Source organism: Stenotrophomonas indicatrix (assembly GCF_050573115.1).
GTDB lineage: Bacteria > Pseudomonadota > Gammaproteobacteria > Xanthomonadales > Xanthomonadaceae > Stenotrophomonas > Stenotrophomonas lactitubi_A.
On the sequence record NZ_JBNYZT010000005.1, the window covers coordinates 25,673 to 52,425 of the forward strand.

Below are 26,753 nucleotides of genomic sequence, written 5' to 3' on the forward strand. Positions count from 1 at the left end.
ACGCCGATAGTTTGGCCCAAGCGGAGCGCCCGTGGTGTGACGGCAGCGGCTTGCTGTTGTCGGTTCAGGGCGGGTAACGTGATCGCACGCCAAGGAGATTTCCCATGCGTCGCCTGCCTTGGGTAGGCCTGCCTACCGACAGCACTGTGCTCGGCCATCATCGTTTCGCGGTGGCCGGAGAAAAATATGTGCGTGCATTGGTTGACGCTGCGCAGGCAACGCCACTGGTGCTGCCGAGTCTGCAGCCGCCGCTGCCGGCACGCGACTGGTTGCAGGGCCTGGATGGCCTGCTGTTGACCGGCGCGGTCAGCAACATCGAGCCGCAGCACTACGAGGGCGGCCGCTCCTGGGAGGGTAACCCGCACGACCCAGCGCGTGATGCCACGGCGTTCGCCCTGCTGCACGATGCGCTGGCGATGGATCTGCCGGTGCTGGCGATCTGCCGCGGATTCCAGGAATTGAATGTGGCGCTAGGCGGTACGCTTCATCCGCAGGTGCATGCGGTAGCTGGCCTGACCGACCATCGTGAAGACCTGCAGGCACCGGTGGAGGTCCAGTATGGGCCGGCCCATGCGATCACCCTGGCCGATGGCGGTTGGCTGGCACAGTGGTCTGCCGTCACTCGGGTGCAGGTCAATTCGGTGCATGGGCAGGGCATCGCGAGACTGGCCGAAGGCCTGCAGATCGAGGCCTGGGCCGATGATGGCCTGGTTGAGGCAGCACGCAGCCAGCGCCATCGATTCGTGCTCGGCGTACAGTGGCACCCTGAGTGGCGTGTCATGCAGACGCCGTTCTATCACGCTATTTTCCGTGCGTTCGGCCAAGCTTGCCGGCAGCACCAACAGAATCGACTGGAATCCCCATGAGTTCGCGAACGCGCCCGCGCAAGACGGCTACGCCCACGCCCCCGCAGGAAAGCAGCCTGCTGCGCTGGCTGAAGGAGCGGCGCATCACCGAAGTCGAGTGCCTGGTTCCGGACATCACCGGCAATGCGCGCGGCAAGATCATCCCGGCCGACAAGTTCTCGCACGATTACGGCACGCGCCTTCCGGAAGGCATCTTCGCGACCACGGTCACTGGCGAATTCCCGGATGACTACTACGACCTGACTTCGCCGTCGGACTCGGACATGATCCTGCGCCCGGACCCGGACACCGTGCGCATGGTGCCGTGGGCGACCGACCCGACCGCGCAGGTCATCCACGACTGCTACACCAAGAACGGCGAGCCACACGAACTGGCCCCGCGCAACGTGCTGCGGCGGGTGCTGGATGCCTACACCGAGCTGGGCCTGCGGCCGGTGGTTGCGCCCGAGCTGGAATTCTTCCTGGTGCAGAAGAACACCGATCCGGATTTCCCGCTGCTGCCCCCCGCAGGCCGCTCGGGGCGCCCGGAAACGGCGCGGCAGTCGTATTCGATCGACGCGGTCAACGAGTTCGATCCGATCCTCGACCTGATGTACGACTACTGCGATGCGATGAAGCTGGACGTGGACACGCTGATCCACGAATCCGGCGCGGCGCAGCTGGAAGTCAACTTCACCCACGCCAATGCGATGGACCTGGCCGACCAGGTGTTCCTGTTCAAGCGCACCATGCGCGAGTCGGCGATGCGCCACGGGGTGTATGCCACCTTCCTGGCCAAGCCGATGGAGAACGAGCCGGGCAGTGCGATGCACATCCACCAGAGCCTGCTGCGCATCAGCGATGGCCAGAACGTGTTCACCGGCGAGCACGGCGGTGAGGATTTCAGCCCGCTGTTCGCCCACTACCTGGCCGGCCTGCAGAAATATGTGCCGATGGCCATGGCGTTCTTCGCGCCGAACGTGAATTCCTACCGGCGCCTGGTGTTTGGCGAAGTCTCACCGAGCAACGTGCACTGGGGCTTCGACAACCGCACCTGCGGCCTGCGGGTGCCGCTGGATACGCCGGAGAACATGCGGGTGGAAAGCCGCTTCGCCGGTTCCGATGCCAACCCTTACCTGGCGATGGCCGCGACCCTGGCCTGTGGCCTGCTCGGCATCCGCGAGCGCCTCGCGCCCGATGCGCCAGTGACCGGCAGCGCCAAGGAACTGGGCTACGACCTGCCGCGTTCGCTGGGTGAAGCGCTGGACGGGCTGGAGCAGTGCAGCGAGCTGCAGGCGCTGCTCGGAGAGCGCTTCTGCCGCGCCTACATCTCGGTCAAGCGCAAGGAATACGAGACCTTCTTCCGCGTGATCAGCTCGTGGGAACGCGAGTTCCTGCTGCTGAACGTGTGAAGGCCGCGAATAGAAAAATCCGTCGCCGGGGGGTAGGCTGGCACCCGTCGCCGGCCCGGCCGGCCCCCCTTTCCGTATTCTGGAGCACCCGATGAAGCTGCGTATCCTCACGCTCGGCCTGGCCTCCGCCATGCTTTCCGCCTGTGGCGGCGGTAACGGCGGCGGACAGGACAGCAAGGTCCTGAACGTCTACAACTACAGCGACTACATCGCCGAAGACACCATCCCGAACTTCGAGAAGCAGAGCGGGATCAAGGTCACCTACGATGTGTTCGACAGTGACGAGATGGTCGAGACCAAGCTGCTGGCCGGCAACAGCGGCTACGACGTGGTGGTGCCGACGCTGAACTTCTTCGGCCGGCAGATCCAGGCCGGTGTGTTCCTGCCGCTGGACAAGTCGAAGATCCCGAACCTGGCCAACCTCGACCCGGCGGTGATGAAGCGCATCGCCACCCAGGATCCGGGCAACCAGTACGGTGTGCCGTACATGATCGGCACCACCGGCATCGGCTACAACGTGGACATGCTGAAGGAGCGTTTCGGTGGCAGCGCCGACATCGCCAACAGCTGGGACCTGGTGTTCAAGCCGGAAAACATCAGCAAGATGAAGGATTGCGGCGTGACCATCCTGGACACGCCGGCGGACATGATTCCGATCGCGCTGCACTACCTCGGCCTGGATCCGCACAGCGGCGATCCGGCCGACCTGCAGAAGGCGGCGGACCTGCTGAAGTCGATCCGCCCGTACGTGCAGAACTTCCACTCCTCGCAGTACGTGGGCTCGCTGGCCAATGGCGGCACCTGCCTGGTGGTGGGCTGGTCGGGTGACATCATCCAGGCCCGCGACCGTGCGGCCGAGGCCAGCAATGGCGTGCACGTGGCCTATTCGATCCCGAAGGAAGGCGCGCCGCAGTGGTTCGACATGCTGGCCATCCCCAAGGATGCCAAGCATCCGGAAGCGGCCTACGCGTTCATCAATTACCTGCTGGAACCGAAGGTGGCCGCGGCCAACACCAACTTCATCCACTACGGCAACCCGGTACCGACCGCGACGCCGCTGGTGGACGAAGCGATCCGCACCGACCCGACCATCTACCCGCCGGCCGAAGTGGCCGAGAAGATGTTCACCTATTCGATCAACACGCCGGAGACCGACAAGCTCTACACCCGGCTGTGGACCGAGGTGAAGACCGGGCGATAAGCGGTCCTGGTGGCGCCGGGTCATGCCCGGCGGCTGCCTTACCCTGCGCCGGAGCCGGTACTGCCGCTCCGGCCCAGGTGCTTCAGGATGGCGGGCAACAGGTCCCGCGCATCGCGACCGCCGTTGCACAGGAATGACGAGCTCATCCGCTGCAGGTTGTGCATGCCGATGAAGAACAGCCCGGGCTGCGGGGAGACACCAAACTCGCCGAGCGGGTAGCCGTGTGCGTCCAGCACGCCGTCCACATCCAGCCATGGCCATTCGGCGACGAATCCTGTGGCCAGCACCACCGAATGGATGCCTGCCGCCTGCAGATCCAGCTCGCGTGGCGAGGGCGCCGGCTCCCAGTGCAGGTACACCTCCTCGGGAATGTAGCGGGCGTCGTCCGTGCGCGGTTCGGGCTGCGTTGCGTAGTACGCGCTGGCCAGTGAATCGAGATAGGCGTACTCGGCCCGCGTCGCTTCGATGGCGGTGCGCAGTTGCGGGCGGGCATCGGCGAAACGGGCGATGCCCTCGGTGACGCTCTGCAAGCGGCCCAGCAGGGTGACGCCCTCGCGGTGCATCGCCAGCAGGCTGATCGAGCTGCCCCTGCCGGTGGCGCCCTTGCCGGAAATCAGTGGGAACTCCGCAGTGCGGGCCTTGCGCAGGGCATCGGGCTCTCCCGCCAGCACACCGGCCGAGTCGCGCACATGCTGGTGGATGCGCCCGGCCATGTCCCACCAGGTCATCGAGTCCTTGCCACGCAGCCGGCGCGTATGTGAATGCCGCTCGGCCAACGACCAGTACACGCTGCGCCCGCTGGCGCGCAGGTCCTGGGCGATCTGCGCGCCGGACTGGCCGCCGCCGATGACCAGCACTGCGCCATCTGGGAGCTGCCGGGCATTGCGGTAGTCGGCGGAGTGCAGCACTGCCAGGTCCGGCCGCAGAGCAAACGGAACCCGTGGCATCCGGGGGCGACGGTATTCACCGGTGGCAACCACCACTGCGCGTGCGTTGATCAACCGCTGACCGGTTTCGATGGCATAGCCGCCGGCCTGCGGCGTGACCCGATGTACCGCACAGCCCTCATCGACCGGCAATGACCGCTCGCTGGCGTAGTCGCGCAGCCGCTGGATCACTTCCGGTGCGGCCATGAAGCCCTCCGGATCGTCGCCCGCGTAGGTGTGGCCATGCAGGGCCATCGTCGCGTTGGCGGTGTTGGTCTGGAAGGAATCCCAGCGCCGCCGCCAGCTGGCGCCCACGGTTTCGGCTTCCAGTACGCGATGGTCGACGTTGGCCTCCTGCAGGACGGCGCTGAGTGAAAGCCCGGCCTGGCCGGCGCCGATGATGACCAGCTCCAGCCCATGGGTTGGCGGCGCCAGGCACTGGGGAGAGGCGGGAGGGAAGCAGTCTGCTGGGGATATCACGCGTGTTCGTCCGTGGTGTGCTTCGGTCCAGCAGATTGCGCAGGGCGCGCGATGGGCGATCAATGCTTCCCGTTCTGAAAAACGTTGCAAATTGCGGGTGCCTCCGGTGGCGCTTGGCGGAGACGGCCGGCAGAAGCAGGGCAGGGGGACATGCTATGGACGGGAGGGCGCCAGTTACGGGCGGAATCCGACACCTGACGCGGGCTCCGGGCCAGCCGCCGCTGCTGCCGCCCGCCGCCGTCATATCCCCATCGGCCCCCGGCCGTTAGAATGGCGGCCGCTGTCCACCGCCCGCTCCCGGAGCCCCCATGCCCGTTGAAGCCCAGCCGGAAGCCGCCGTCGTCGAAGCGACCGGTGCGCCCGGCTATCTCTCCATTCGTGATCTGCGCAAGGAATTCGATGGCTTCGTCGCCGTCGATGACGTCAACCTGGACGTCCGCAAGGGCGAGATATTCGCCCTGCTGGGCGGCTCGGGCAGCGGCAAATCGACCCTGCTGCGCTGCCTCGGCGGCTTCGAGACGCCCACCAAGGGCAGCATCACCGTCGATGGCCAGCGGATGGATGCACTGCCGCCGTACCAGCGGCCGGTCAACATGATGTTCCAGTCCTACGCCCTGTTCCCGCACATGACGGTCGAGCAGAACATCGCGTTCGGGCTGAAGCAGGATGGGCTGGGCAAGGACGCGATCAGCAAGCGTGTCGGCGAGATGCTGGACCTCGTGCAGATGGGCCACCTGGGCAAGCGCAAGCCGCACCAGCTGTCCGGCGGCCAGCAGCAGCGCGTGGCGCTGGCGCGGTCACTGGCCAAGGGGCCCAAGCTGTTGCTGCTGGACGAACCGATGGGCGCGCTGGACAAGAAGCTGCGCTCGCAGATGCAGCTGGAGCTGGTCAGCATCATCGAATCCTCGGGCGTGACCTGCGTGATGGTCACCCACGACCAGGAAGAGGCGATGACCATGGCCACGCGCATTGCGGTGATGGACGCCGGCTGGATCCAGCAGGTCGGCAAGCCCGACGAGGTCTACGAGCAGCCGGCCAACCGCTTCGTCGCCGAGTTCATCGGTTCGGTGAACCTGTTCGACGGGGTGATCGACGAGGACCTGCCCGAATATGTGACCGTGCGCTCGCCGCTGTTCCCGGCGCCGGTCTACATCGCCCACGGCATCACCTGCTATGAAGGGCAGCCGGTCGCATTCGCGCTGCGCCCGGAGAAGGTGATGATCGGCAAGGACGAGCCGGAAGGGCACACCAACAAGGCGCAGGGCGTGATCGAGGACATCGCCTACTTTGGCAGTCATTCGGTCTACCACGTGCGCCTGCCCAGTGGTGCCAAGGTGCTGGCCAACTTCGCCAACTCGCAGCGCTGGGCCAGTGATGGCCTGACCTGGGGCGATGAGGTGTGGGTGCACTGGCGTGACAACGACGGCGTGGTGCTGACCTCATGAGCACGGCGGGCCTGAAGCGCTGGCTGCCGGGCACGCGTGCCACGGTCATCGGCATTCCGTACCTGTGGCTGCTGCTGTTCTTTGCTGTGCCGTTCCTGATCGTGCTGATGATCAGTTTCTCGCACAGCCGGGTAGGCTCGCCGCCGTATACCTGGCTGCTGCAGTACGTCGATGGTGGGCTCTCGCTGAAGCTCAACCTCGAGAACTACCTGGCGCTGTTCCGCGATTCCATCTATGCCCAGGCGTTCCTGAGCTCGATCAAGATCGCCGCGATCTCGACCTTCTTCACCCTGCTGATCGGCTACCCGATGGCCTACGCCATCGCCCGCCTGTCGCCAGCCGCGCGCAACGTGGCGATGATGCTGGTGGTGCTGCCGTCGTGGACCTCGTTCCTGATCCGCGTGTATGCATGGAAGGCGATCCTGGACCGCAACGGCCTGCTCGACCAGTTCCTGCAGTACACCGGCCTGCAGACGCTGATGACCAACATGGGCCTGCCGAAGCTGCAGCTGATCGACACCCCGACCGCGGCCTACATCGGCATCGTGTACTGCTATCTGCCGTTCATGGTGCTGCCGCTGTACGCCAACCTGGTCAAACATGACCACCGCCTGCTGGAAGCGGCATACGACCTCGGTGCCAAGCCGTGGCAGGCGTTCCTGCGCATCACCCTGCCGCTGTCGAAGGCGGGCATCATCGCCGGCTGCATGCTGGTGATGATTCCGGCGATCGGCGAATTCGTGATCCCGGAAATGCTCGGTGGTTCGGAAACGCTGATGGTTGGCCGCCAGCTGTGGAACGAGTTCTTCAACAACCGCAACTGGCCGGGCGCCTCGGCGATGGCAGTGGCGATGATCCTGCTGTTGCTGGTGCCGATCCTGCTGTTCAATCGATCCCAGCAGCGACTGCTGGAAGGTAAGCAGGCATGAGCCCACGTTCTGCCAAGGGCCTGGGGCTGGGCGTGCTGCTGCTCGGCTTCGCCTTCCTGTACCTGCCGATCCTGCTGTTGATGTTCTATTCGTTCAACAGCTCGCGGTTGGCCATGGTCTGGGCCGGGTTCTCCACCCGCGCCTACAGCGACCTGTTTGCCGATCGCGCGCTGATGGATGCGATGTGGACCAGCCTGGTGGTCGCGTTCTGGACCGCCTGTACCGCCACCGTGCTCGGCACGCTGGCGGCGATGGTGATGACCCGCTTCAAGCGCTTCCGCGGCAAGCCGTTCTTCGGTGCACTGGTAACCGCGCCGCTGGTGATGCCGGACGTGATCCTCGGCTTCTCGCTGATGGCGCTGCTGGCCTCGATGGGCGCAATTCCGGGCTTCCCGGCGCGTGGTCTGGCCACCATCTGGATCGCCCACGTCACCTTCACCCTGTGCTTCGTCACCGTGGTGGTGTCCTCGCGCCTGCAGGAAATGGACCTGTCGCTGGAAGAGGCGGCGATGGACCTCGGCGCGAGCCGGCTGACCGTGTTCGGCCGCATCACCTTGCCGATCATCGCGCCGGCGCTGGTGGCCGGCTGGCTGCTCGCTTTCACCCTGTCGCTCGACGACGTGGTGGTGGCCAGCTTCGTCGCCACGCCCGGCTCGACCACGCTGCCGATGAAGGTGTTCGCCTCGGTGCGCATGGGCATCAGCCCAAAGATCAATGCGCTGGCCACCCTGCTGGTATCGGCGGTGTCGATTGCTGCGGTGATCGGCTGGTACATCAATGCGCGTGCCGAGAAGCGACGCCAGCGCGACCTGCAGCTGGCACGCCAGGACAACGGCTGAGCCGGCAACATCCGGCTCACGGCGGCCGGCGCACAATGGGGGTCTACCTGATGGAGACCCCCCAATGACCGTCGAGATCATCAACCCGGCCACCGGCCAGGTGACCTACCGCCATGAGCTGATGGACGCCGCTGCCATCGAGCAGCGCCTGCAGGCGGCAGCGGATGCATTCCCGCGCTGGGCCGAGCGCTCGTTGCAGGAACGTGGGGCGACCCTCAAGCAGATCGCTGGCCAGTTGCGTGCGCGTCGCGACGACCTGCAGCAGGCCATGACCAGCGAAATGGGCAAGCTGAAGGCCGAGGCGTTGGCTGAGGTGGAGAAATGCGCGAGTACCTGCGAGTTCTATGCCGACCACGCCGCCGACTACCTGAAGCCGCAACTGATCGACACCGAGGCACAGCGCAGCTACGTGCGCTATGAGCCGATCGGCTGCGTGTTCGCGGTGATGCCGTGGAATTTCCCGATCTGGCAGGTGTTCCGCTTCCTTGCCCCGGCATTCATGGCCGGCAACGTGGCGTTGCTCAAGCACGCCAGCAACGTGCCGCAGTGCGCCGACCTGATCCTGGCCGTATGCCGAGATGGCGGCCTGCCTGACGGCGTGTTCGACGTGCTGCACATCGACAACGACCAGGCTGCCGAGGTGCTGCGCGATGCTCGGGTGAAGGCCGTGACCCTGACCGGCAGCGAGCGGGCAGGGCGCTCGATCGCGTCCAACGCCGGCAGCCAGTTGAAGAAGTCGGTGATGGAGCTGGGCGGCAGTGACGCCTTCGTGGTGCTCGATGATGCCGACCTGGACAAGGCGGTGGCCGCCGCAGTGAAGTCGCGCTTCGACAACAGTGGCCAGACCTGCATTGCGGCCAAGCGCTTCATCGTTGTGGACGCGGTGGCCGATGAATTCACCCGACGCTTCGTCGAAGCCGCAGCCGAGCGCCAGTACGGCGACCCGAACGAGCGCGGCACCACGCTGGCGCCGATGGCCCGTGCCGACCTGCGCGACGAACTGCACAAGCAGGTGCAGGCCAGCGTCGCCAAAGGCGCGCGCGTGCTGATCGGCGGCGAACCGGTTGCTGGCAGCCACGCCGGCTATCCGGCCAGCGTGCTCGACCAGGTGGGGCCGGGCATGCCGGCCTATGACGAAGAACTGTTCGGGCCGGTCGCAGCCGTCATCCGGGTCAAGGACGAGGCTGATGCACTGCGCGTGGCCAACGACACCCGCTTCGGCTTGGGCGGCAGCGTGTGGACGCGTGACCCGGTGCGCGGTGAAGGGTTCGCCCAGCGCATGGAATGCGGCGCGGCGTTCGTCAACGCCATCGTCAAGAGCGATGCACGGCTGCCGTTCGGTGGCAGCAAGGAATCAGGTTTCGGCCGCGAACTGGCCGACCACGGCATCCATGAGTTCATGAACATCAAGACCATCTACGTGGCTTGATACCTGTCCGGTAGTGCCGGCCGCTGGCCGGCAACTCGATCCTCTCTGGATGCATCATGAGGTTGCCGGCCAGCGGCCGGCACTACCTACAACCATTTCACCCGTTTGAACAGCCGGTACAGGCCGACGCAGATGCCACCGACGCCGACGATCATCAGCGGGTAGGCCCACGGCTGGTTCAGTTCCGGCATGTGGCTGAAATTCATGCCATACCAGCTGGTGATCAAGGTCGGTGCGGCCAGCAGCGCGGCCCATGCACCCAGGCGCTTCACCGTCTCGCCCTGGGCCAGCGTCACCAGTGACAGGTTCACGCTCAAGGCCGTGCCCAGCATCTCGCGCAGGGTGTCGATCACATCGCTGATGCGTACCGCATGGTCGTGCACGTCGCGGATATACAGCTTCACTTCGTCCGGGAACAGTTCGCCCTGGTAGCGGCGCAGCTGCGCCAGCACATCCTGCAGTGGCGCCACTGCCATCCGCATCTTGTTCAACTCGCGCTTGAGCTCATACAGGCGCACAACGGTGCTGCGCTTGTAGCTGTCGGCGAAGATGTCCTTCTCCAGCAGTTCCAGGGTGTCGCGGAAACGGTTGGTGATGGGCAGGTAGTTGTCCACCACGAAGTCGGCCACGGCGTAAAGGCAGTACGACGGCCCCATCTTCAGCAGTTGTGGTTCGCGCTCGACGCGTGCGCGCACCGGCGCGTACGACAACGAGGCGCCATGGCGCACGGTCACCAGGAATCGTGGGCCGAGGAAGGCATGGGTTTCGCCGTACTGGATGCGCTCGTCAACCATCTGCGCGGTGGTCACCACCACGAACAAGGAATTGCCGTAGGCCTCCACCTTGGGGCGCTGGTGCGCGTTGCGCGCATCCTCGACGGCCAGGTCGTGCAGGCAGAATTCTTCCTGCAGCTTCAGCAGGACATCTTCATTCGGGTCGTACAGGCCAACCCAGACGAAGCCGTTGTTGCTGGCGATGACATCGCTGATGGCATCCAGGCTGATGTCGTGGCGTTTGCCGTCGTCATCGTAGTGGACGCAGTTGATGACGCAGGTGGGATTGGCTGCGGCGGAGGCGGCAGCAGGGACGGGCAGTGAGGCGGGCAATGACATGCCCGCCATCGTGCGTCAGTGCTGCGTTTCCGACAAGTGAGGACGGCGCCCCAGCACCCAGGCCAGCGCAGCGTGGACCGGCAGCAGCAGCACTATCCACTGCACGTTGTACTGTGCCTGCAGGCTCAGCCAGTGCAGCACCAGTGCGGCCACGGCCTGTACCGCTACCAGCCACAGCACGATCCTGAACATGCGGCCAGGCACGCGCCGCCGCAGCAGGCTGACCGCGCCCGGCAACAGCAGCAGGCACAGCGGCGACAGCAGCAGCAGGTTGCGGTTGGCCCAGGCGGCGTAGTGCGTGCTGAAGCCCCACAGGAACACCAGCAGGCCACCGGCAATCGTGCACAGCAGCCACAGCGGCAAGGCCAGGCCGGCCAGCAGGCGCGGACGGTTGCGCAGCGCCAGCACGCCCGCCGCAATCACCAGGCCACACAGCAGCCAAGGCCACCAGCGGCGCGCGAATTCCTTCGGCTCGGGGTCGATGCGGTGCGGCAGCAGCTCCTGCTCGGACTGCACCAGCGGGCGGCCGTCGCTGTTGCGGGCTTGTCGCAGGGCATCGGCCAGGCGCATCGGCACGAAGGCTTCCTGCCAGCGCGACAGCGGCTGGTCGGCAAACGGACCCAGGCCGATATCGAAGCCCAGCCACATCCACGGCGCCGGCGACGCGAGGCGCACCGACTCGCTGCGATAGGTGTTGCCGCGCGAACGGCCCGACAGCTGTGAATGCAACCCGCCGCCCAGTGCCTTGTCCAGCGTGTCACGCACCATCGTCGCGCAGTTGGCGGTGTAGTAATCGTAGTGGTAGCGGGCGTTTTCCGGCTTGGCCCGTTCGGCCAGGTCGGCGGCCAGCGAGCGTGCCTGGTCCGGGGTGATATCCAGCCACTGTACGCTGGCACCGCGGCCGGTCTCGTCGTAGTACGACAGGTCCTGCTGCAGTGGCAGGGCCACCAGGTAGTACATCATGTCGCCACGCACGAAGCGGCCGATGAAATCCTGTTCGGACGGATCGAAGTAGCCGAAGTTGTACGAGATCGCTTCGCCGCTCACCGGGTCCAGCACGACGATGGCATCGTGGCCGAAGCGTTCGAAGAACACGGTGCCCGGTTGCATGGTGACCACGCCGACACGCGGGGCTGGGGCATCGCTGGACGTGGAAACGGCCGGCGGCGCCGCCTGTGCGAACGCAGTCAGCGGCAGGGCCGTGGCCAGCAGGCACAACGCCAGCCACAGGGTCAGGATCAGGCCACGGTGCTTCAAGCGTCGTCCTGCGCGTCCGGTGCCAGCACCGTTACATGGAAGGCCTGGACCCGGCGCGCATCGGCGCGGGCCACACGGAACATGAAGCGGTCCAACGCCAGTTCATCGCCGACTTCCGGCAGATGGCCGACGGCTTCGGTCACCAGGCCGCCGATGGTGTCGTAGTCCTCATCGGAGAAGGTGGCACCGAAGCGCTCGTTGAAATCGCCGATCGGGGTGAGGGCATCGACCACGTACTGGCCGTCGGCCTGGATGGCGATCTGCGCTGAGAAATCCTCGGCCTCGTCGTGCTCGTCGTCGATCTCGCCGACGATCTGCTCCAGCACGTCTTCGATGGTGACCAGGCCGGCGACACCGCCGTACTCGTCCACCACGATCGCCATGTGGTTGCGCGACAGGCGGAACTCCTTCAACAGCACGTTGAGCTTCTTCGCTTCCGGAATCAGCACCGCCGGGCGCAGCAGTTCACGGACGTTGCCCGGACCATTGTCGGCAACAACGCCGCGCAGCAGGTCCTTGGCCAGCAGCACGCCGAGGATGTCGTCCTTGTTCTCGCCGTGCACCGGGAAGCGCGAATGGCCGGACTCGACCACCTGCTTCATCAGCTCCAGGAAGGGCGCCTCCACCGGCAGCGAGACCATCTGCGAACGCGAGATCATCACGTCGCCCACGGTCAGCTCGGCTACCGAAATGGCACCTTCCATCATCTTCAGGGTATCGGCGGCGATCAACCCTTCTTCCTGCGCGGTGTGCAGGACAGCGACCAGCTCGTCGCGGGTATGGGGTTCGCCGGAAAAAGCAGACGTCAGGCGTTCAAGCCAGCCGCGCTTCTTTTCACTGTGCTCCACGAAGGAGCTACTACTGTCGTCTTCTGACATCTCTGGAAAAAAGGCACCCGGCAGGCCGGGCGATGGCTCCAGTCTAGCAGGATGTGGGGGCCTGTCAGTGACCCTTGCCAGCCGGGGCGGCGGCGGCCGGGCCCTCGTCCTCGGCCGGCAGGTCCAGGCTGTAGGTGCAGCCGGCCAGGGTCTTGCCCGGGTGGGTGGCGACGGTGGATACGCTGAGGATGATCGACTCGATCTGCGCCTCCCCGGTCTTGGGGTCGGTCACATCGCGGCTGACCAGCTCGCGCCCGGCCATGAACTTGCCGTCCTGGTCGTAGCCGGTCTCCAGCGCCAGTTGCCTGGCCAGTGGCCGCGGGTCGGCCTGATCAAGCACCGCCATGATGCTGGCGCCCGCCACGGCCACGCTTTCGGTCTGCTGGCCGAACACGGTGATGGGGCTGGCCAGGCGGTACTCGCTCATGAACTGGTTGCCCTGCGGCAGCGGCTGCAGGCCGTGGGCCACGGCCTTCAGCGGATCGGCCAACAGGGGGGCCAGCGCGGCATGCTCGACCACGCCCTGGCGGCACTCGATCAGCGCTGGCAGGTCCAGTGGCGCGGCGGAAGCGGCTGGGGCGACGACCAGCAGCATGGGCAGGAAACGCAGCGGTGACATCGCGGGAGCACCCCGTCGGCAGGATGGAAGCCGTGCATGGTAACGACGATGCACGCGGGCGGCGAGCAGACCCGGCGGGTCAGAGGGGGAATCGCTGGCTGGAGGCAGACTGCCAGTTGATCCGGACCGGGTAGCCCAGTTGCACTTCCAGGTGATCGCGCACGCTGCTCACCGCTGCTCGTATCTGTCTGTCATCTTCAACATCGAGCACCAGCTCGCCGGTTTTGACGTCCAGCGCAAGACCGTCAACCTGCGGAATCTGACTGTGGATCCAGTCGCGCTGGGCCCGCATGCGTCGCAGCATCTCCGCCTCGGTCAGCGCAGCGCCGGTGCGGAAATGCACGTACTGCGGGCCATCCGCGCCGCCATGTACTTCATCCGCCACCGGTGCATCACCTGTCAATCGCACCACGATGTGCCAGCCCGGATCGTTTTCCACCCAAGCGCCCGCCAGCCGTGCCGCGTGTCGGGCTTCCAGGCGCTCGAACAGTGCCCGTTGCTGGGCGGTGGCGACGGCCTGGCGGGTGTCCTGTTCGCTGCTGCCAAAGAACGCCCGCAGCTCGGCAACCTTTGCGGCGATGTCGCCCTCGCTGTCGCTGGCGGGGAACGGTGAGGGCTGGTCGGGATCGGACATCAGGCCTGCTACGGACTGCAGCAGCGCGGCAAGCAACAGTGAGGGCATCAATGACATTGGCGCTCCCGGGCCGGTATCACCCGTTGCAAAGGGCGGTGTCAGCCCTGCGATGTCCGGTGCAGCAGCGCCCGCACACGTCGTACCGAACGGTTGGCCACGGCACGGAACGCCATCACCGGCAGGGCGAGCAGCACCGAGACCAGTGCTATGTGGATCACTTGCAGCACGGAGCGGACTGCAAACTGCAGTGCACCCGGTTCCAGCAGCCAGGGCGGCAGGTCTGCACTGGCGTGGTGGGCAGCGCCCATATACGCGGCAGCGAGCACAAACAGCGCGCACAACTGCGTGCGCGTTGCATGGAAGAACGGCAGGCTGCCGCTTGCGCGGCCCAAGCGCTGCTGCAGGACCACGCGCCAGCTTATCGGTGCGGAGAACGCACCGATCAGGATCAACACCATCGCGGTCATCCACAGCGTCGAGGTGCTGCTCACCGGCCCATGGCCACCCAGCAGATGCGGCCCGACCATGCCCACGGCTACGCCTGCCAGCAGGCTGGTCGGGGACAGCAGGGCCAGCGTGCGCAGCAGCCAGTGCCGGCCATCGGGGTGGCGGGCGCTGACGCGGCGCACCCCATTGGCGGCCATGACCAGCAGCAGGGAGAAGATCGCACTTCCGGCCAGGAATGGCCCCATGTCGCCCATCATCATCCATGTCTCCGGGGAGGTTGCAGGCGCAGGATAGCGCCGTGCGAGGCTCAGCGCTCGCCGGCGTAGGGATCGTCGATGCCGAGCTCGGCCAGGATCTCGCGTTCCAGTTGTTCCATCGCCTCGGCTTCCTTGTCGTCCTCGTGGTCCCAGCCGAGCAGGTGCAGCACGCCGTGCACGGTCAGGTGCGCGTAGTGGGCATTGAGCGCCTTGCTCTGCTCGTCGGCTTCACGCGCCACCACCGGCGCGCAGATCACCAGGTCGCCCAGCAGCGGGAACTTGACGCCCTTGGGCAGGCCTTCCGGCACGTCGGCCGGGAAGCTGAGCACGTTGGTGGCGTAGTCCTTGCCCCGGTAATGCCGGTTCAGGGATTGGCCTTCCTTGCTGTCGACCACGCGGATGGCGAGGTCGGCCTCGCGGATGCGCCCCTTCAGCGCGGCCGCGACCCACTTGCGGAAGCTGACGGCCGAGGGCAGGCCGGCACGCGGCAGGGCATAGCTGACGGCGACATCCAGTCGCTCGGGACCACGGGTCATGGAGTCGCTCCAGGTTGGATCTGATGCAGGTCGCGGCGGTCGTAGGCGCTGACAATGCGTGCCACCAGCGGGTGGCGGACCACATCGCGGGCGTCGAAGAAGGTGAAGCTCACGCCCTCGACATCGCGCAGTACGTCGATTGCATCGCGCAGGCCGGACTTCACGTGCTTGGGCAGGTCGGTCTGGGTCAGATCGCCGGTGACCACGGCGGTGGAGCCGAAGCCCAGGCGGGTCAGGAACATCTTCATCTGTTCGATGGTGGTGTTCTGCGCTTCGTCCAGGATCACGAACGCATCGTTGAGCGTGCGGCCGCGCATGTAGGCCAGCGGCGCGATCTCGATGACGTTCTTTTCCAGCAGCTTGAGCACCTTTTCCACACCCAGCATTTCATACAGGGCGTCGTACAGCGGCCGCAGGTACGGGTCGACTTTCTGGCTCAGGTCACCGGGCAGGAAGCCCAGTTTCTCGCCGGCCTCGACCGCCGGACGCACCAGGATCAGGCGCTGCACCCGCGATTCGTTCAGCGCTTCCACCGCGCTGGCCACGGCCAGGAACGTCTTGCCGGTACCGGCCGGGCCGATGCCGAAGTTGATGTCATGGCTGACGATCTGGTGCAGGTAGCGGCTCTGGTTGGAACCGCGCCCGCGCACGGTTCCGCGCTTGACCTTGATCGCCACGTCCTGCGCTTCGTAGGAACGATCGGCGATCTGCTCGATGTTCGCCGCGTTCAGGCGCAGGTGGATGCCGTGGCTGTCGAAGGTGGTCTCGGCGGCTTCTTCATACAGCGCCTCGATCAGCTTCTGTGCCTCGGCGCTGGCCTCGGCCGGCCCGCTGATGCGGAACACGAAGCCGCGGTTGGCGATTTCCACGCCAAGCTTCAATTCGATCTGGCGAAGGTGTCCGTCGAACGGGCCGCACAGGTTGGCCAGCTGCGCGTTGTCTTCCGGCGACAGGGTGAAGTCTCGATGCTCGATGCTTTTCATTGCTTGGGGTGGGGCGGGGTCGCCGTCCACCGCGATGGAGTCAGGGACGACAAGGGTAACGCGCAAGGCGGCAGGACGACAGTTCTCCACACCGGGTGTGGACCGGCGTCGAAGAAACCTGTGGATAGTCCTTCGCAGCGCTTGTGCCACAAGGAAGATGATGCCGTGGTGAAAATTGTGCCAGTGCCTGCAGGGTTCTCCACATGTGGTGTGGACGGTGTTGCCGCGAACCTGTGGATAGGTGGCAGCGAGCCTTGCGGCAGTGGCGTTGCCGGCCGGTGATCAATTATTGACCAGCCCTGTTCTGGATCATTGCGGGTGCACAGGGAGCATGGCACCGTGGCGCCATCGGAGGAGGTGGCGCATGGCCGTGGGCACGTGGATGCGCAGGATGGGGCTGCTGGGCAGCTGCCTGCTGGCGGGCTGCGGCGAAGCACCGCCGGCGGCACTGGGTACGCTTGAATGGGACCGGATCAGCGTGCCTGCACCGGCGGCGGAAGTGATCAGTGCCGTTGACGTGCGCGAAGGGCAGGCGGTCAAGGCCGGCGCGCTGCTGATGCGCCTGGACCCTGCCCGTGGCGCCGCCCAGTTCGACGCCGCACAGGCCGAAACCGCCCGCGTGCAGGCACAGCTTGAGGAACTGCAGGTGGGCCCGCGTCCGGAGCAGATCGCCCAGGCGCAGGCACAGCTCACCGCGCTGCGCGCGCAGGCGGCGGAAGCGACCGCGTACTACCGCCGGGTGCAACCGCTGGCCCGCCAGCGGCTGGTCGCTGCTGCCGACCTGGACCGGGCCCGCGCGGCCGCTGACAACGCCGTGGCCAGCGTGCGCGCTGCCGAACAGGCGTGGCTGGAGCTGCAGCGCGGCAACCGTCGGGAGGACATTGCCCAAGGCCAGGCCACCGCTCGGGCGACGCAGGCGCAGGAGGTGGTGCAGGCCGTCAACCTGCACAAGCTGCAGCTGCGCGCGCCGCGCGACGGCGTGGTCGATGCGTTGCCGTACCGGCAGGGCGACCAGGCACCGATCGGTGCGCCGTTGGTGGTGATGCTGGTGGGCGAGCGCCCGTATGCGCGCGTGTACCTGCCGCAGCCATTGCGCCTGCAGGTGAAGGTGGGGCAGGCGGCGCAGGTGCAGCTGGATGGCGCGAACACCGTGTTGAAAGGGCATGTGCGGTCGATCCGCAGCGAGCCTTCCTTTACCCCGTATTACGCGTTGACCGGTGATGACGTCTCGCGGCTGAGCTACCTGGCCGAGATCGAGATCGATGACAGTGCCGACATGCAGGCGCTGCCCGCCGGGCTGCCGGTACAGGTGCGCTTCTGAATCCCGTCGATGACATCGCCGTGCGCGCGCAGGGCCTGAGCCGCCGCTTCGGCGACCTGCTGGCGGTGGACAACGTCGACCTGCAGGTGCCGCGCGGGCAGGTATACGGCTTCCTCGGCCCGAACGGCTCGGGCAAGTCGACCACCATCCGCATGCTGTGCGGGCTGCTTGAACCAAGCGCGGGCGAGATCGAAGTGCTGGGCCTGGCCATTCCGGCGCAGGCCGAGGCGTTGCGCCGCCGCATCGGCTACATGACCCAGCGCTTTTCGTTGTACGAAGACCTGTCGGTGCGGGAGAACCTGGAATTCCTGGCTGCCATCCAGGATCTACCACGCGTGCAGGCGCGGCAGCGGGTCGATGCGCTGCTGCAGCAGTACCGTCTGCAGGACCGCCAGGTGCAGTTGGCCGGCACCCTCAGCGGCGGGCAGAAGCAGCGGCTGGCGCTCGCCGGTGCGGTGATCCATGCGCCGGAACTGCTGTTCCTGGATGAGCCGACCAGTGCGGTCGATCCTGAGTCGCGTCGCGATTTCTGGGAGGCGCTGTTCGAACTCGCCGATGCCGGCACCACGGTGCTGGTGTCCACCCACTACATGGACGAGGCCGAACGCTGCCACCGGCTGGCGATCCTCGATCGCGGTGCCCTGGTGGCTGATGGCACCCCGGCCGAGCTGTGCGCGCAGCTGCAGGGTCGTACCCTGAAGGTCACCGCCTCGCAGCCCCGGCAGGCCAGCCGCGCGCTGGCGGCGTTGCCGGGCGTGCTCAGCGTGGCCCAGATCGGCACCGAACTGCGCGTGCTGTGCAGCGAGGGTGCGGCCGATACCAGCGTGCTGGCGCAGGCACTTGCCGCCGCCGATCCGCAGGCCAGGATCGAACCGGTGGCGCCCAACCTGGAAGACGTATTCGTTGCCGCCACCCGTGGCCGTGGTCGGGAGCCTGCCGCATGAGCGTGCGACGGCTATGGGCGATCATGCTCAAGGAGCTGCGGCAACTGCGCCGTGACCGCATCACCCTGGCGATGATCGTCGGCATCCCGGTGATGCAGCTGCTGCTGTTCGGCTATGCGATCAACCTCAACCTGCGGCATCTGGATGCCGGTATCGCCGATCAGGCCAATAGTGCGGCGTCGCGCGCGCTGGTGCAGGACATGGTCGCCACCGGCGTGATCACGCCGCGCGCGCAGGCCCATACGCCCGATCAGCTGATGGAGGCGTTGCGACGGGGCAGGATCAGCGTGGGCATCGTGATTCCGGCCGACTTCGAGCGACGCCGCTACGAAGGCCGCGAAGCGGTGCAGGTGCTGGTCGACGGCAGCGACACGGTGGTGCAGAGTGCGGCGATCCAGCTGGCGCAGGTACCGCTGGACACGCGCCCGACCAGCAACACACGGCCGCTGCGCGAAGGCAGCATCGCCAGCGGGCAGGTGAGCGTCATCAGCTTCTACAACCCGCAACGGCGCTCAGCAGTGAACATCGTGCCTGGCCTGATCGGAGTAATCCTGACCATGACCCTGGTGATGTTCACCGCAGTGGCGGTGGTACGCGAACGCGAACGCGGCAACATGGAACTGCTGATCGCCACGCCGGTATCGCGCAGCGAACTGATGGTCGGCAAGGTGTTGCCCTATGCGGCGATCGGTCTGCTGCAGACCACGCTGGTACTGCTGCTGGGAACCTGGCTGTTCGAGGTCCCGATCCGCGGCAGCCTGGTTGATGTCTACCTGGCCGCGGTGCTGCTGGTGCTGGCCAACCTGGCGCTGGGCCTGTTGATTTCAACGCGCGCGCGGTCGCAGTTCCAGGCCATGCAGATGACCCTGTTCCTGTTCCTGCCGTCGATCCTGCTGTCGGGTTTCATGTTCCCGTTCGCCGGCATGCCCAGGCCGGTGCAGTGGCTGGCTGAAGTGCTGCCGCTCACCCATTTCCTGCGCCTGGTGCGCGGCATCATGCTGCGCGGGGCCTCGCTGTGGGAGCTGTGGCCGGACGCACTGGCACTGCTGGTGTTCATCGTGGCGATGATGACCCTGGCCATCCTGCGCTTCCGCAAACGCCTGGATTGAAGGGACCGGGGTCGGATCCCCGCAGGGGCTCTGACCCCATTGATCGGTGCAACAGGTCGGAGCCCCTGCGGGGATCCGACCCTGGCGCTCAGTCCGCCGCCACCACGCGGCCGCGCAGCGAATTGGTCAACGCTTCAGTGATCACCACGTCCACGAACTGGCCGATCAGGCGCGGGTGCGCCGGGAAGTTCACCGAACGCATGTTCTCGGTCTTGCCGGTCAGTTCGTTCGGGTTCTTGCGTGAAGGGCCTTCCACCAGCACGGTCTGCACGCTGCCAACCATCTTCTCGGAGATGCCTGCAGCGTGTGCATTGATGCGTTCCTGCAGGCGCGACAGGCGTGCATGCTTTTCCGCATCGCTGATCGTGTCTTCCAGATCCGCTGCCGGGGTGCCGGGGCGACGCGAATAGATGAAGGAGAAGCTGTGGTCGAAGCCGATGTCCTCGATCAGTTTCATGGTCTTCTCGAAGTCCGCATCGGTCTCGCCGGGGAAACCAACGATGAAGTCCGAACTGATCGAGATGTCCGGGCGTACCGCACGCAGCTTGCGGATCTTCGACTTGAATTCCAGTGCGGTGTAACCGCGCTTCATCGCCGACAGCACACGGTCGCTGCCCGCCTGCACCGGCAGGTGCAGGAAGTTGGCCAGCTGCGGCACATCGCGGAACGCATCGATCAGCGAATCGCTGAACTCCAGCGGGTGCGAGGTGGTGAAGCGGATGCGGCCAACGCCATCGATCTCGGCGATGGTGCGGATCAGCAGGCCGAGGTCGGCGAACTCGCCGTCGCCATAGGGACCGCGATAGGCGTTGACGTTCTGGCCGAGCAGGTTGATCTCGCGCACGCCCTGCGCGGCGAGCTGCGCCACTTCCACCACCACGTCCTCGAACGGGCGGCTGACTTCGGTGCCGCGCGTGTAGGGCACTACGCAGAACGAGCAGTACTTGGAGCAGCCTTCCATGATCGACACGAACGCCGACGCGCCATCGGCACGCGGTTCGGGCATGCGATCGAACTTCTCGATTTCCGGGAAGCTGATGTCCACCTGCGGGCGCTGCTGTTCGCGACGGGCGCGGATCAGCTCCGGCAGGCGATGCAGCGTCTGCGGGCCGAACACCAGGTCAACAAACGGGGCACGCTTGATGATCGCCTCGCCTTCCTGCGACGCCACGCAACCGCCGACGCCGATGATGACCTCGCGGCCCTGGTTCTTCAGGCTCTTCCAGATGCCCAGCTGGCTGAACACCTTCTCCTGGGCCTTTTCGCGGATCGAGCAGGTATTGACCAGGATGACGTCGGCGTCTTCCGGGCGGTCAGTCAGTTCCAGGCCATCGCTGGCGGCGAGCACGTCGGCCATCTTGGCCGAGTCGTACTCGTTCATCTGGCAACCGTGGGTCTTGATGTACAGCTTGCCTTTCACCTGGTCGGGCTTGCGCGGACCAGAGGGCAGGGCAACGAGCGGGGTACCACCCGGCGTGGCGGGCGGAAAGACGTCTGGCGTCCCGGTCATGGCGCTTAATCCATTCGGGTGGCGGGAAAGGGGGCGATTCTACCCGCATCCCGTCGCGCTCGCCCTGCGCAACGCCAACGGCGCCGCGCTGCGCGCTCGCGGGGCATGGCCCCGCGCTACCCACCTCCCGCCCCGTTCGGTAGCGGCGGGCCGTGCCAGGCGAGTGCCCTTACGCCGCGATCAGCTCCGCATCGATCTGCCGCGAACGATCAAACGCGGTCATCGCGCTCATCCGTTCGATGTAGGCGGCCGTCGCCGGTGCTGGCTGCACGAGGCCGAACGCACTGGTCCATGCCAGCGCATTGCCCCACAACACGTCGGCCGCACTCATCGCCTCGCCCAGCAGGTACGGCCCCTGCGCCAGCTGTGCTTCGATCACCTGCAGCACGGTGTCGGCGTCGTTGTAGGGCGACATCGCATGTGGCGGCGGGTCGCGGCGCATCGCCCGGTCGATCATCGCCGGCTCGAAGCAGGCGCCGTAGAAGGCCATCCAGCGCAGATAGGGGCCGCGCAGGGCGTCGCCGATCGGCGGTGCCAGCCCGGCTTCCGGGTACAGGTCGGCCAGGTACAGGTAGATCGCCACCTGCTCGGTCACCAGGGCGCCGTTGTGCACGATGGCCGGCACCTTGCCCATCGGATTGATCGCCAGATAGGCCGGGGCCAGGTTGGCACCGGCCTTCAGGTCCAGCACCTGCATGCGGTAGTCGGCGCCCAGTGCTTCAAGCAGGGCCACCGCGCCGCTCGAGCGTGAACGGGCGGCGTGGTAGAGGGTGATCTGGCGTGACGTCATGGCATTGCTCCTTGCAGGTGGTGGTGAAGTGGGACCCATGCTGAGGCACAATTGCGGACGACTTCTGTCCGCGATCCGTCATGCGCCATACCGCCCATCGCCTGCTTCGCCTGATCTCGCTGCTGCAGGCCCGCCGCCACTGGTCCGGTGCCGAGCTGGCCGAGCGCATGGGCGTGGACCGGCGCAGCATCCGCCGCGATGTCGAGCGCCTGCGCGAGCTGGGGTATCCGGTGCAGGCCTCGGCCGGCGTAGGGGGCGGCTATCGGCTGGGCGCCGGTGCGCCGGTGCTGCCGATGCTGCTGGATGAGGAAGAAGCCACCACGCTGGCGATTGCCCTGCGTGCGGCGTCGGCCACGGTGTCCGGCATTGATGACACCGCGCGGGGCCTGCTGTCCAAGCTCGACCCGCTGGTGCCGGCGCGTCGTCGCCAACAGGCCGGCGAAGTGCATGCCGCCACTGCGACCCTGTCCGACCTGCCATCTACCGACGCGCGACTGCTCGGGCGGCTGGCCCAGCATTGCCGGCAGGCCGCGCGGCTGGCCTTCGAATACCGCAGCGCGCAGGACGCGGTGACGCAACGGCAAGTCGAGGCCCAGCACCTGGTCAACTACGGGCGGCGCTGGTATCTGCTGGCCTGGGATCTGGGGCGGCAGGACTGGCGCACGCTGCGTGTGGACCGGATGGGCGCGGTGCGGCTTCTGCCCGAGCCTGGCCTGCACCGGCGAACCCCGGCGCCGCCCGATGTGATGGTGCGGCAGGCGGTGAGCCAGGCGCCGTTCGCGCTGCAGGCCGTCCTGCGCCTGGCCGGCAGCGAAGCGGAGCTGGCTGGGCGCATTCCGCCCTGGTGCGGCGTGCTCGAGGCCGATGGGCCAGGCCATTGCCTGTTGCGGATGGGCGCGGAAAGCCGCGGCATGATGCTGGCGCAGATCCTCAGCCTGGACCGCCTGCCGGTGGCGCTGTGGACCACGCCGGCCGAGCTGCGCGAGGAGCTGTCCCAGCGTCTGGCCGGGATCAGCCAGCTCCTGGCCGTGCCCACCGTCACGGTCTGAGCCGGCGCCCTTGGCAAGCCGCAGCGAAGCTGGGACACTCGCGGCCATGAAGGGGAGACTGGGGATAACGGCGATCATCATCGCTGCGCTGACCGCTGCGCCGGCCAGCGCCGGCACCCTGTACAAGTGCCTTGGCGCCGACGGGGTCACCAGCTATGTCAGCAAGCGGGTGGCCGGTGCCCAATGCAGCACCATCAGCTATACCCGCAGCGCGGGCAGGGCGGTGCGCGCTCCGGTCGCCATCCCAGCATCAGCACCTGCGGCAGTACCTGCTGCAGTGGTGGCCAGTGCCGAGCGCAACCCGGTTGCCGTGGCTGCCAGTGCTGCCAGTCCCGCTGTCGCTCCGGCTGCGGCACCCGTAGCGGCGTCCACACCGGCCAGTACACGCGGCGGCAAGATGGTCAGCGGCCAGGTCTATTCGTACATGCAGGACGGGGTGCGCCACTACACCAGCGCACGCCCGACCCAGGTTGCCAATCTCGGCTCGGTGCGGACCATCCGCTACAGCTTCATGGAGCGCTGCTACGCCTGCGGGGTCAATCCACGCGTCGATTTCGGCAGCGTGCGCCTGAACACCACGGCCTTCCAGAGCGAGATCACCTCGGCCGCACGCGAGTTCGGGGTGGAAGAAGCGGTGGTGCGCGCGATCATCCATGCCGAGTCGGCCTACAACCCGACCGCGCTCAGCCGTGCCGGTGCCCAGGGCCTGATGCAGCTGATGCCGCCCACCGCCGCGCGTTTCGGCGTCAGCGATTCCTACGACGCCGGGCAGAACATCCGTGGCGGCGTGCAGTACCTGGCGTGGTTGTTGAAGCGTTTCAAAGGTGATCTGACCCTGGCCGCGGCCGGTTACAACGCCGGCGAAGGCGCTGTCGATCGCCATGGCGGCGTGCCACCCTACAGCGAGACCCAGTATTACGTGCGCCGGGTCGGCCAGCTGGCCGAGCGTTACCGCACCGCCCTGACCCATCAGTAGGTGCCGACCGTTGGTCGGCACGCAATTGAAAGGTAGTGCCGGCCGCTGGCCGGCAACCCCGCAATCAATGTTGTTGCAATGCGTTGTGTGGCGCGCGACGGTTCCGCTACACTCGACCGAGATTCAATGCGGCTCTGGCCCCCACCGGAACCGCTGGCAGCCTTAAAGCTACCTAATCAATATCGGAGTGCCGGATGGCCAACGATGGGGTACACGATCCAGTCAACACCGGACGTCGGCGTTTTCTTACTGCCACCACAGCCGTGGTGGGCGCCGTCGGCGTCGGATTCACCGCAGTTCCTTTCATCAAATCCTGGAACCCCAGTGCCCGCGCCAAGCTTGCCGGCGCACCGGTGGTGGCCGACATCAGCGCCCTGCAGGAAGGCCAACGCCTGATCGTGGAATGGCGTGGCCAGCCGATCTGGATCGTCAAACGGTCCAAGGCGATCCTCGATGCGCTGCATGGGCTGGATGGCCGCTTGAAGGACCCCGAGTCCGGCGAGAAGGACCAGCAGCCGGAGTACGTGCTCAAGCAGAACCCCGAGCTGCGCTCGATCAAGCCTGAGATCTCGGTGCTGGTCGGTCTCTGCACGCACTTGGGCTGCTCGCCGGAAATGGTCGGTGAAATCCGCCCCGAGCCCTACGACCCGCAATGGAAGGGCGGCTATTTCTGCCCCTGCCACAAGTCGCGCTTCGACATGTCCGGCCGCGTCTTCAAGGACGTGCCCGCACCCATCAACCTGAAGGTGCCCGCGCACCACTACCAGGACGACAACACCATCATCATCGGTGTCGATCCGCAGGGGGCTGCCTGATGTCCAACATCCTCAGCCGTACCGCCACCGGCGTGGCCGACTGGGTCAATGCCCGCGCGCCGGGGTTGATGCCGATCTACCGCAAGCATGTCAGCGAGTACTACGCGCCGAAGAACTTCAACATCTGGTACTACTTCGGCTCGCTGGCGCTGCTGGTGCTGGTCAACCAGATCGTTACCGGCATCTTCCTGACCATGCACTACAAGACGAATGCCGCCGAAGCATTCGCCTCCATTGAATACATCATGCGTGACGTGGAGTGGGGCTGGCTCATCCGCTACATGCACTCCACCGGTGCCTCGCTGTTCTTCATCGTGGTCTACCTGCACATGTTCCGCGGGCTGCTGTATGGCAGTTACCAGAAGCCGCGCGAGCTGGTGTGGATCCTGGGCATGCTGATCTACCTGGTGCTGATGGCCGAAGCCTTCATGGGCTACGTGCTGCCGTGGGGCCAGATGTCGTTCTGGGGCGCCAAGGTGATCATTTCGCTGTTCGGCGCCATTCCGGTCATCGGCAACGGCCTGACCGAATGGATCATGGGCGATTACCTGCCCAGCGACGCCACGCTCAACCGGTTCTTCGCACTGCACGTGATCGCGCTGCCGCTGGTACTGCTGCTGCTGGTGGTGCTGCACCTGGGGGCGCTGCATGAAGTGGGATCGAACAATCCCGATGGCGTGGAGATCAAGAAAGGGCCGAAGGGCAACCGCTGGTCACCGAACGCGCCGACCGACGGCATTCCGTTCCATCCGTACTACACGCTAAAAGATGGTGTCGGTGCGGGCTTCCTGCTGATCATCGCGGCCTTCATCATCTTCTTCGCGCCGGCCTTCGGTGGGCTGTTCCTGGAACACGACAACTTCACCGAAGCCAACCGCCTGGTCACCCCCGAGCACATCAAGCCGGTCTGGTACTACACGCCTTATTACGCGATGTTGCGGGTGGTGCCGAACAAGCTGGGCGGCGTGATCGTGATGTTCTCGGCCATCGCCATCCTGTTCCTGGTGCCTTGGCTCGACCGCGCCAAGGTTAAGTCCTACCGCTACCGCGGCTGGCTGTCGCGCGGCCTGCTGGGCATGTTCGTGGTGTGCTTCGCGTGGTTGATGGTGATCGGCTCCGGTCCTGGTACCGATGCGCACGAGACCTATGTCGGGCGGGTGCTGACCTTCCTGTACTTCGCCTTCTTCATCACCATGCCGATATGGACAAGGCTGGACAAGACCAAGCCGGTACCGGAAAGGGTGACCACGCATGACTGAGCGCTGGATGGTCCGGCTGGCCCTTGCGGCCGCCCTGATGCTGGGCAGTACCCTGGCCATGGCCGCCGAGGGCGGCACCAAGCTGCTGCAGGCCGGCAACGACCTGGGTGACCGGGCGTCGCTGCAGCGCGGCGCCCAGCTGTACATGAACTACTGCAGCGGCTGCCACGCATTGAAGTACCTGCGCTATTCGCGGATGGGCGAGGACCTGGGGCTGAGCGAGGAAGAGGTGATGAACAACCTTAACTTCACCGGCTCGGCGGTCGGTGATCCCGTGCCCGTGGCGATGCCCAAGGAGCAGGCCGAGAAGTGGTTCGGCAAGATGCCGCCGGACCTGAGCCTGATTTCCCGGGTGCGCGGCAGCGACTGGATCTACACCTACCTGAAGTCGTTCTATCTGGACAGCAGCCGCCCGCTGGGCTGGAACAACGCACTGTTTGCCAACGCATCCATGCCCAATCCCTTGTGGGAGATGCAGGGCCTGCAGCACGCGGTGCATGGCAAGGCCGAAGCGCCGGGCATGGACCCGCCGGTGACCGGCCTGCGCATCGAAAGCCCGGGCTCGGTCGACGCGGCCCAGTACGACCAGGCCGTGCGGGACATCACCAACTTCCTTGAATACGCCGGCGAACCGGCCGCGCTGAAGCGGCAGCAGCTCGGTGTCTGGGTGATCCTGTTCCTGGCCCTGCTGACCTTCCTGGTGTACCTGTTGAAGAAGGAATACTGGAAGGACGTGCACTGATCCAGAGCC

At 66.1% G+C, this 26,753-nt stretch carries 26 protein-coding genes; 15 read left to right on the forward strand and 11 right to left on the reverse strand.

The window, feature by feature from the left end:
- Positions 1-104: 104 nt before the first annotated feature.
- The 3 genes from ACQ5SA_RS12760 to ACQ5SA_RS12770 all read left to right on the forward strand — a co-directional run bounded on the left by ACQ5SA_RS12760 (position 105) and on the right by ACQ5SA_RS12770 (position 3,458).
- Positions 105-866, forward strand: coding sequence for a gamma-glutamyl-gamma-aminobutyrate hydrolase family protein (locus ACQ5SA_RS12760; RefSeq protein ID WP_230110784.1), 762 nt, complete (start codon positions 105-107; stop codon positions 864-866).
- Positions 863-2,257: a glutamine synthetase family protein gene (locus ACQ5SA_RS12765; RefSeq protein ID WP_089239973.1), complete on the forward strand. Its 1,395-nt coding sequence runs from the start codon at positions 863-865 to the stop codon at positions 2,255-2,257. Before ACQ5SA_RS12760 ends, ACQ5SA_RS12765 begins: the two co-directional genes overlap by 4 nt.
- A 91-nt stretch (positions 2,258-2,348) precedes the next feature.
- Entirely contained in the window at positions 2,349-3,458 is a 1,110-nt protein-coding gene (locus tag ACQ5SA_RS12770) for a polyamine ABC transporter substrate-binding protein (RefSeq protein ID WP_499314409.1), read from the forward strand.
- Positions 3,459-3,496: 38 nt separating this feature from the next.
- Here ACQ5SA_RS12770 and ACQ5SA_RS12775 read toward each other — a convergent pair whose 3' ends face one another.
- Positions 3,497-4,864 carry a flavin-containing monooxygenase gene (locus ACQ5SA_RS12775; RefSeq protein WP_499314410.1) on the reverse strand — a complete coding sequence of 456 codons (1,368 nt, stop codon included), beginning with the start codon at positions 4,862-4,864 and terminating at the stop codon, positions 3,497-3,499.
- Positions 4,865-5,172: 308 nt separating this feature from the next.
- On the opposite strand from ACQ5SA_RS12775, the gene ACQ5SA_RS12780 reads away from it, so the two are divergent.
- The 4 genes from ACQ5SA_RS12780 to ACQ5SA_RS12795 all read left to right on the forward strand — a co-directional run bounded on the left by ACQ5SA_RS12780 (position 5,173) and on the right by ACQ5SA_RS12795 (position 9,506).
- Complete coding sequence (locus tag ACQ5SA_RS12780) at positions 5,173-6,309, forward strand: ABC transporter ATP-binding protein (RefSeq protein WP_353098333.1); 1,137 nt, start codon at positions 5,173-5,175, stop codon at positions 6,307-6,309.
- Positions 6,306-7,238, forward strand: coding sequence for an ABC transporter permease subunit (locus ACQ5SA_RS12785; protein ID WP_230110780.1), 933 nt, complete (start codon positions 6,306-6,308; stop codon positions 7,236-7,238). The genes ACQ5SA_RS12780 and ACQ5SA_RS12785 overlap by 4 nt, the downstream gene beginning before the upstream one ends.
- Positions 7,235-8,077, forward strand: a complete 843-nt coding sequence (locus ACQ5SA_RS12790; protein WP_100464457.1) for an ABC transporter permease subunit — start codon at positions 7,235-7,237, stop codon at positions 8,075-8,077. Before ACQ5SA_RS12785 ends, ACQ5SA_RS12790 begins: the two co-directional genes overlap by 4 nt.
- Positions 8,078-8,141: 64 nt before the next feature.
- Positions 8,142-9,506, forward strand: coding sequence for an NAD-dependent succinate-semialdehyde dehydrogenase (locus tag ACQ5SA_RS12795; protein WP_499314411.1), 1,365 nt, complete (start codon positions 8,142-8,144; stop codon positions 9,504-9,506).
- An 86-nt stretch (positions 9,507-9,592) separates the two neighbouring features.
- Here ACQ5SA_RS12795 and ACQ5SA_RS12800 read toward each other — a convergent pair whose 3' ends face one another.
- From ACQ5SA_RS12800 to ACQ5SA_RS12835, 8 genes are all read right to left on the reverse strand, one after another.
- Positions 9,593-10,627: a magnesium and cobalt transport protein CorA gene (locus ACQ5SA_RS12800; protein ID WP_100464464.1), complete on the reverse strand. Its 1,035-nt coding sequence runs from the start codon at positions 10,625-10,627 to the stop codon at positions 9,593-9,595.
- A 6-nt stretch (positions 10,628-10,633) separates the two neighbouring features.
- Positions 10,634-11,875 carry a lipoprotein N-acyltransferase Lnb domain-containing protein gene (locus ACQ5SA_RS12805; RefSeq protein WP_499314412.1) on the reverse strand — a complete coding sequence of 414 codons (1,242 nt, stop codon included), beginning with the start codon at positions 11,873-11,875 and terminating at the stop codon, positions 10,634-10,636.
- On the reverse strand, positions 11,872-12,753 hold the full coding sequence (locus ACQ5SA_RS12810; protein ID WP_032975685.1) for a CorC family transporter: 882 nt from the start codon (positions 12,751-12,753) through the stop codon (positions 11,872-11,874). The genes ACQ5SA_RS12805 and ACQ5SA_RS12810 overlap by 4 nt, the downstream gene beginning before the upstream one ends.
- A 64-nt stretch (positions 12,754-12,817) precedes the next feature.
- Positions 12,818-13,372 (reverse strand): hypothetical protein, encoded by a 555-nt coding sequence (locus tag ACQ5SA_RS12815; protein ID WP_499314413.1) that lies wholly within the window; start codon positions 13,370-13,372, stop codon positions 12,818-12,820.
- 79 nt (positions 13,373-13,451) lie between these two features.
- Complete coding sequence (locus ACQ5SA_RS12820) at positions 13,452-14,063, reverse strand: hypothetical protein (protein ID WP_499314414.1); 612 nt, start codon at positions 14,061-14,063, stop codon at positions 13,452-13,454.
- Positions 14,064-14,104: 41 nt separating this feature from the next.
- Positions 14,105-14,713 (reverse strand): hypothetical protein, encoded by a 609-nt coding sequence (locus ACQ5SA_RS12825; protein ID WP_499314415.1) that lies wholly within the window; start codon positions 14,711-14,713, stop codon positions 14,105-14,107.
- Positions 14,714-14,760: 47 nt separating this feature from the next.
- On the reverse strand, positions 14,761-15,246 hold the full coding sequence (gene ybeY / locus ACQ5SA_RS12830) for an rRNA maturation RNase YbeY (RefSeq protein WP_499314416.1): 486 nt from the start codon (positions 15,244-15,246) through the stop codon (positions 14,761-14,763).
- Positions 15,243-16,229 (reverse strand): PhoH family protein, encoded by a 987-nt coding sequence (locus tag ACQ5SA_RS12835; RefSeq protein ID WP_108268097.1) that lies wholly within the window; start codon positions 16,227-16,229, stop codon positions 15,243-15,245. The genes ybeY and ACQ5SA_RS12835 overlap by 4 nt, the downstream gene beginning before the upstream one ends.
- 364 nt (positions 16,230-16,593) lie before the next feature.
- Between ACQ5SA_RS12835 and ACQ5SA_RS12840 the strand changes: the two genes are divergently transcribed.
- The 3 genes from ACQ5SA_RS12840 to ACQ5SA_RS12850 are packed head-to-tail and all read left to right on the forward strand — an operon-like array spanning position 16,594 to position 19,603.
- Positions 16,594-17,550, forward strand: a complete 957-nt coding sequence (locus ACQ5SA_RS12840) for an HlyD family secretion protein (RefSeq protein ID WP_499314417.1) — start codon at positions 16,594-16,596, stop codon at positions 17,548-17,550.
- A gap of 20 nt (positions 17,551-17,570) precedes the next feature.
- A complete protein-coding gene (locus ACQ5SA_RS12845; protein ID WP_499314418.1) occupies positions 17,571-18,494 on the forward strand; it encodes an ABC transporter ATP-binding protein in 924 nt (307 codons plus the stop codon).
- Positions 18,491-19,603 (forward strand): ABC transporter permease, encoded by a 1,113-nt coding sequence (locus ACQ5SA_RS12850; RefSeq protein WP_499314419.1) that lies wholly within the window; start codon positions 18,491-18,493, stop codon positions 19,601-19,603. The genes ACQ5SA_RS12845 and ACQ5SA_RS12850 overlap by 4 nt, the downstream gene beginning before the upstream one ends.
- Before the next feature lie 88 nt (positions 19,604-19,691).
- On the opposite strand, the gene miaB is transcribed toward ACQ5SA_RS12850, so the two are convergent.
- Positions 19,692-21,113 (reverse strand): tRNA (N6-isopentenyl adenosine(37)-C2)-methylthiotransferase MiaB, encoded by a 1,422-nt coding sequence (gene miaB / locus ACQ5SA_RS12855; protein ID WP_499314420.1) that lies wholly within the window; start codon positions 21,111-21,113, stop codon positions 19,692-19,694.
- A gap of 169 nt (positions 21,114-21,282) precedes the next feature.
- The gene (locus tag ACQ5SA_RS12860; RefSeq protein WP_447944877.1) at positions 21,283-21,903 is read right to left on the reverse strand and encodes a glutathione S-transferase family protein; all 621 of its coding nucleotides are present in this window, start codon (positions 21,901-21,903) and stop codon (positions 21,283-21,285) included.
- A gap of 80 nt (positions 21,904-21,983) precedes the next feature.
- Here ACQ5SA_RS12860 and ACQ5SA_RS12865 point away from each other — a divergent pair, with 80 nt between their 5' ends.
- From ACQ5SA_RS12865 to ACQ5SA_RS12885, 5 genes are all read left to right on the forward strand, one after another.
- Positions 21,984-22,952 (forward strand): helix-turn-helix transcriptional regulator, encoded by a 969-nt coding sequence (locus ACQ5SA_RS12865; RefSeq protein ID WP_499314421.1) that lies wholly within the window; start codon positions 21,984-21,986, stop codon positions 22,950-22,952.
- Between the two features lie 46 nt (positions 22,953-22,998).
- A complete protein-coding gene (locus ACQ5SA_RS12870) occupies positions 22,999-23,928 on the forward strand; it encodes a lytic transglycosylase domain-containing protein (RefSeq protein ID WP_499314422.1) in 930 nt (309 codons plus the stop codon).
- A 194-nt stretch (positions 23,929-24,122) separates the two neighbouring features.
- Positions 24,123-24,743 (forward strand): ubiquinol-cytochrome c reductase iron-sulfur subunit, encoded by a 621-nt coding sequence (gene petA, locus ACQ5SA_RS12875; protein ID WP_025875286.1) that lies wholly within the window; start codon positions 24,123-24,125, stop codon positions 24,741-24,743.
- Positions 24,743-26,002 (forward strand): cytochrome b, encoded by a 1,260-nt coding sequence (locus tag ACQ5SA_RS12880; RefSeq protein WP_025875284.1) that lies wholly within the window; start codon positions 24,743-24,745, stop codon positions 26,000-26,002. Before petA ends, ACQ5SA_RS12880 begins: the two co-directional genes overlap by 1 nt.
- The gene (locus tag ACQ5SA_RS12885; RefSeq protein WP_230110766.1) at positions 25,995-26,744 is read left to right on the forward strand and encodes a cytochrome c1; all 750 of its coding nucleotides are present in this window, start codon (positions 25,995-25,997) and stop codon (positions 26,742-26,744) included. The genes ACQ5SA_RS12880 and ACQ5SA_RS12885 overlap by 8 nt, the downstream gene beginning before the upstream one ends.
- Positions 26,745-26,753 lie beyond the last annotated feature (9 nt).

Excerpts from the sequence above, each read along its gene's own strand:
- ACQ5SA_RS12760 (WP_230110784.1), top strand. The coding sequence starts at position 105 with ATGCGTCGCCTGCCTTGGGTAGGCCTGCCTACCGACAGCACTGTGCTC.
- ACQ5SA_RS12765 (WP_089239973.1), top strand. The coding sequence starts at position 863 with ATGAGTTCGCGAACGCGCCCGCGCAAGACGGCTACGCCCACGCCCCCG.
- ACQ5SA_RS12770 (WP_499314409.1), top strand. The coding sequence starts at position 2,349 with ATGAAGCTGCGTATCCTCACGCTCGGCCTGGCCTCCGCCATGCTTTCC.
- ACQ5SA_RS12780 (WP_353098333.1), top strand. The coding sequence starts at position 5,173 with ATGCCCGTTGAAGCCCAGCCGGAAGCCGCCGTCGTCGAAGCGACCGGT.
- ACQ5SA_RS12785 (WP_230110780.1), top strand. The coding sequence starts at position 6,306 with ATGAGCACGGCGGGCCTGAAGCGCTGGCTGCCGGGCACGCGTGCCACG.
- ACQ5SA_RS12790 (WP_100464457.1), top strand. The coding sequence starts at position 7,235 with ATGAGCCCACGTTCTGCCAAGGGCCTGGGGCTGGGCGTGCTGCTGCTC.
- ACQ5SA_RS12795 (WP_499314411.1), top strand. The coding sequence starts at position 8,142 with ATGACCGTCGAGATCATCAACCCGGCCACCGGCCAGGTGACCTACCGC.
- ACQ5SA_RS12800 (WP_100464464.1), bottom strand. The coding sequence starts at position 10,627 with ATGGCGGGCATGTCATTGCCCGCCTCACTGCCCGTCCCTGCTGCCGCC.
- ACQ5SA_RS12810 (WP_032975685.1), bottom strand. The coding sequence starts at position 12,753 with ATGTCAGAAGACGACAGTAGTAGCTCCTTCGTGGAGCACAGTGAAAAG.
- ACQ5SA_RS12815 (WP_499314413.1), bottom strand. The coding sequence starts at position 13,372 with ATGTCACCGCTGCGTTTCCTGCCCATGCTGCTGGTCGTCGCCCCAGCC.
- ACQ5SA_RS12820 (WP_499314414.1), bottom strand. The coding sequence starts at position 14,063 with ATGTCATTGATGCCCTCACTGTTGCTTGCCGCGCTGCTGCAGTCCGTA.
- ACQ5SA_RS12825 (WP_499314415.1), bottom strand. The coding sequence starts at position 14,713 with ATGATGATGGGCGACATGGGGCCATTCCTGGCCGGAAGTGCGATCTTC.
- ybeY (WP_499314416.1), bottom strand. The coding sequence starts at position 15,246 with ATGACCCGTGGTCCCGAGCGACTGGATGTCGCCGTCAGCTATGCCCTG.
- ACQ5SA_RS12835 (WP_108268097.1), bottom strand. The coding sequence starts at position 16,229 with ATGAAAAGCATCGAGCATCGAGACTTCACCCTGTCGCCGGAAGACAAC.
- ACQ5SA_RS12840 (WP_499314417.1), top strand. The coding sequence starts at position 16,594 with ATGGCCGTGGGCACGTGGATGCGCAGGATGGGGCTGCTGGGCAGCTGC.
- ACQ5SA_RS12850 (WP_499314419.1), top strand. The coding sequence starts at position 18,491 with ATGAGCGTGCGACGGCTATGGGCGATCATGCTCAAGGAGCTGCGGCAA.
- miaB (WP_499314420.1), bottom strand. The coding sequence starts at position 21,113 with ATGACCGGGACGCCAGACGTCTTTCCGCCCGCCACGCCGGGTGGTACC.
- ACQ5SA_RS12860 (WP_447944877.1), bottom strand. The coding sequence starts at position 21,903 with ATGACGTCACGCCAGATCACCCTCTACCACGCCGCCCGTTCACGCTCG.
- ACQ5SA_RS12865 (WP_499314421.1), top strand. The coding sequence starts at position 21,984 with ATGCGCCATACCGCCCATCGCCTGCTTCGCCTGATCTCGCTGCTGCAG.
- ACQ5SA_RS12870 (WP_499314422.1), top strand. The coding sequence starts at position 22,999 with ATGAAGGGGAGACTGGGGATAACGGCGATCATCATCGCTGCGCTGACC.
- petA (WP_025875286.1), top strand. The coding sequence starts at position 24,123 with ATGGCCAACGATGGGGTACACGATCCAGTCAACACCGGACGTCGGCGT.
- ACQ5SA_RS12880 (WP_025875284.1), top strand. The coding sequence starts at position 24,743 with ATGTCCAACATCCTCAGCCGTACCGCCACCGGCGTGGCCGACTGGGTC.
- ACQ5SA_RS12885 (WP_230110766.1), top strand. The coding sequence starts at position 25,995 with ATGACTGAGCGCTGGATGGTCCGGCTGGCCCTTGCGGCCGCCCTGATG.